The sequence below is a fragment of the Aquimarina hainanensis genome (assembly GCF_042684685.1).
In the GTDB taxonomy this organism is placed as follows: domain Bacteria; phylum Bacteroidota; class Bacteroidia; order Flavobacteriales; family Flavobacteriaceae; genus Aquimarina; species Aquimarina hainanensis.
In genome coordinates this window covers 21,205-24,012 of sequence record NZ_JBHULX010000030.1, presented here as the reverse complement: position 1 = coordinate 24,012, position 2,808 = coordinate 21,205, and the positions used below count along the sequence as shown (strand labels likewise).

General features: G+C 34.0%; 2 protein-coding genes. Both read left to right on the top strand.

Features of this window, described 5'->3' with window-relative positions; genetic code table 11:
• Positions 1 to 156 precede the first annotated feature (156 nt).
• Positions 157 to 1,455: a hypothetical protein gene (locus tag ACFSTE_RS14435; protein ID WP_378253521.1), complete on the top strand. Its 1,299-nt coding sequence runs from the start codon at positions 157 to 159 to the stop codon at positions 1,453 to 1,455.
• Between the two features lie 735 nt (positions 1,456 to 2,190).
• On the top strand, positions 2,191 to 2,808 hold a 618-nt coding region (locus tag ACFSTE_RS14430; RefSeq protein WP_378298213.1), incomplete at its 3' end, for a WD40/YVTN/BNR-like repeat-containing protein.

The window sequence follows — 2,808 nt, the reverse complement described above, 5'->3', positions numbered from 1 at the left end:
AAAAAAAAAAACAAAACAATAAGTTAAACAAAGTTAAAAACAGCAATCGCTAGTTAAAAAAAGCTGAAATCACCTCTCTAAAAGGGAAGAATATCCTTTTTATAATTACATTCGGTCTCGTGATCACACAACAAAATCATTTAAAAAAAACAATTTATGAAAACCAATTTTATTACTAAGGCTATTTTAGCGATAGCAGTAGTCTTATCATCTCAATCCTGTGAAAAAGACCAGTTACAAAACACGCAGGAGACTCATGTGAAACCTCCTTCGGCTTCTTCGATTCTCTCCCCTGAAGATGTAAGTAAAAAAGAAAATTTAAAGAGCCGAAATCGCATAAATATCCCTCCTCACAAAATCGATATCAAACCAGAGGGGAAGGATATAAGTAAAGTTAATTTAGCATTTTTTACATTCTTAACAGGTAAAGACCTTTCTCATCTTTTTAGATATATCGAAAAAGAAACAGGAGAAGACTGTTTAATGATTTTTATGAATGGAAAAAAAATAGACAACCCTAACAGAGTAAACAAATCTGTAAGTAATAAACCTAGTAGATATGACACTAAAATTTGGGCTAAATTAAAAAAAACTGGGCATGCAGAATACCTAAGAACTGAACTCGGAGAAAGAGAAGTTGGTTATAAAAATCAAGGAACAATAAATACCTGTCACGGTGATAGTAACAATGATGGTAATGGAATTAATAAAACAGTAACTTTTACAGTGATTGAAGGAATAGAATCCAGCACAGTTATAAGCAAAAGTTCAAATACTACCACTACTCATTCATTCGGCTTTAGTGTTCAACCCAATGCACTAGCAGAAATGGCGAAGAAGCTTAAACTAGGAGGAGATGGAAATTTTTCCTATAATTTCTCTAAAGCAATATCAATATCGAACTCCGAAGGAAAAACTGAGACCGAGAACGCAAGCATTTTGAGATCACAAAGTACCAGAATAAATGTTAGTGCTGATAGAGTTATAAACTGGCTAGTTTATAGAAGACCTGCTAATCACTACTATAGAAACATGACTCACTATGAAGTTAAAGGGTCAATCATAGCCGTTTTAGACAAACCCGACTATAGTGGAATCGGCAGTTCATTAATTGGTCCTAACCCTACGGGGGAACTAAAAGTAGTTAAACAGATTCATTTGGAAGACTATTTTCAATCTTTTGGAAAAACATCAGATTTTGAGCTTTTAATAAATGAAAATTATTACACAACTTACCAATACAGTGCCGAAGAAACCACATATCGTATAGCCTCTTGCGAAGATTTTAACCCTCATTGTGAGGCTGTAAAATTCGATCCTAACATTAAATACATAGAAGGTAACAGAGTTATTAAAGAAGGAGAGGTATTTGAGTTAAAAAAAGTTGACGGTTCCCTTAAATGGGTACCTGATGGAAAATGCACCAATATCACATATCCTTTTCCTAAACCCTAAAAAAGGAGTAAATTTAGTTTTTAGAAAAGAGGGAGGTTCTACAGCAATTAGAACCTCCCTCTTTTCTTTTAAAAAGTAAACCACTCAGAGATAAGTCCACGAGGCATTCGTTGGAAACAAATTTTCAATTTCAAGGCAAGCCCTGAGGTAGTATCCCTTTTGGTCGCACCCAAAAACATGATTAATCAGCTTATTATTTTTTAGCAATTTTGACTTTACAGCATTCCTTTATGCATAAAATTATACTTTTCAAAAACTTGTTTAATGAAACAACTAAGATTAAACAAACAATAAATTCAACATTAAAATGAGTTTTTTTCTATAAAATTGTAAGAAAAATCTACCCCTTCATGTCATATTTTTCTTTTAATAAAAGACTAATATTTATTAATAAACTCATAAAACAAAAGCGAATACTTTAAATATCTGCATCTTATCGAAAAAAGAATTTTGTAATGTTTTTTTTTTAGAATTTTGAACCACGATAACCAAACTCAACTTAACTATGACACTTTATTACACAAATTCAACTTCCTTATTAATAGTTATTCCCTATAAACTAACAAACGATAGTTAGTAAAAAAACTAATGAATTGTTTTGACATTTTTTCCTTACGCAAGTCGTATGATCTCTGATATATCCCCCTCATATACCACCCTGTTCTCTGCGTAAAATTTTTAAAGAAACAAACTAACACATATACCAACTTAATTTATTTAACACAATCTCAACTAATGAAAAAAACATTAATTGCCTTAATTGGCCTGACCTGTGGTATCAGTCAGGCTCAATTTAATCCTGATGCACCATGGGTAAACCAGGGGAACAAAGCCAAATCAGGAAAAACGATGGAATTCCAAGAAGTAAGTCAAGCTTTTGACTCTTATTGGAAAAATAAAGACCACACCAAAAAAGGAAGTGGATACAAGCCTTTTATGAGATGGAGAGAGTACTGGAAGCATGCATTACTTCCTGATGGAACAGTGCCTACTCCTCAGTTCTTCTGGAATGCCTGGGAGCAAAGAAAAAAAATGACGGCAACTACCAAAAATGCTTCAGCAGCTACCTGGACTCCTATGGGACCATTTGATCACAATCAAACTGGTTCTTGGGCTCCGGGACAAGGACGTGTCAATGTAGCCATCGTAGATCCTAACAACCCTAGCACTTTTTATGTAGGAGCACCGGGAGGAGGAATCTGGAAATCTACAGACAGAGGAGCTAACTGGACGCCACTATCCGACAAACTCCCTCAAATAGGAGTTTCTGGAATTGCTATTGACCCGAATAACTCTAAAGTTATTTATATCTCTACAGGAGATGATGACAGCAGTGATAATTACAGTATTGGA

Excerpts from the sequence above, each read along its gene's own strand:
- ACFSTE_RS14435 (WP_378253521.1), top strand. The coding sequence starts at position 157 with ATGAAAACCAATTTTATTACTAAGGCTATTTTAGCGATAGCAGTAGTC.